We start from the raw sequence: 484 nt of genomic DNA, 5'->3' as shown, positions 1-484 counted from the left end.
CATAAAGAGCTCGCGGTTCATATGCGCGATGATAATCCTCTCATGATTGGTACCGACTACAACCCCAAAGCACTCAAATCTATATTCCATACCTTGATGTTGATAGGGCCTGATTTTGATATCTATTTTCTGGATAGTCAGGGCAATATCACCACCAATGCAGCACCTGAAGGCACTGTGTTAGCCAATCAGATAGATCTAGCGCCCATTCAACAGTTCTTAAATGACGAGCCTTATCCTATTTTGGGCGAAGACCCGATCAACCCAGGCTCTCCTAAAGTATTTTCTGTGGCGGCGATTGAAGAGCTAGGGTCGACGGTGGGTTATTTGTATGTGGTGATAGGAAGTAATCGCCATACTGTGATCACCAACTCTCAGGTTGATACACCATACATCGCACTTGCAGGGCTTGTGCTGGTTTCTATTTTTGGCTTTGCGATTGGAGCTTATCTGCTAGTGAAACGCAGTCTGTTGAACCCAATAG

At 45.2% G+C, this 484-nt stretch carries 1 pseudogene; it reads left to right on the top strand.

The annotated features are described in order from the left end of the window. Window positions 1–484, top strand: a pseudogene (locus tag AB4512_RS23820) (sensor histidine kinase); the annotation flags it as partial.

The sequence above is a fragment of the Vibrio sp. 10N.222.52.B7 genome (genome assembly GCF_041474275.1).
Classification (GTDB): domain Bacteria; phylum Pseudomonadota; class Gammaproteobacteria; order Enterobacterales; family Vibrionaceae; genus Vibrio; species Vibrio crassostreae_C.
The sequence above is the reverse complement of the archived record's forward strand: the minus strand, read 5'-3'. Positions and strand labels throughout refer to the sequence as shown.